The organism is Psychrobacter sp. 16-MNA-CIBAN-0192 (genome assembly GCF_040309565.1).
Classification (GTDB): Bacteria; Pseudomonadota; Gammaproteobacteria; order Pseudomonadales; family Moraxellaceae; genus Psychrobacter.
Window position 1 is genome coordinate 1 of the sequence record NZ_JBEOOX010000500.1, and the last position, 253, is coordinate 253.

Consider the following 253-nt stretch of genomic DNA (forward strand, 5'->3'; position numbering starts at 1 on the left):
TTGTAATGGTTGAGTATTGACAAAGTAGTTCTTTTTTTGGGGAGTTAGTATGACAGAGCAAACGGCAGATATGTATGCGTCACTTCGATCAAATGTAGGAAATTTAGGTCAGATATTAGGTGAAACGATGCAAAACCATTTAGGTGGTGCATTTTTAGAAAAAGTAGAACAAATTCGTATTTTAGCCAAGAAATCTCGCCAGGGTGACGAAGCCTCTCGCGAGCAAATGCTCGAATTATTAACGGCTTTACCT

1 protein-coding gene is annotated in these 253 nt (G+C 38.7%); it reads left to right on the forward strand.

What is annotated here, in order from left to right:
* Positions 1 to 49: 49 nt before the first annotated feature.
* Positions 50 to 253: phosphoenolpyruvate carboxylase (locus AAEY78_RS14125; protein WP_352340028.1), on the forward strand; the 204-nt coding region annotated here is incomplete at its 3' end.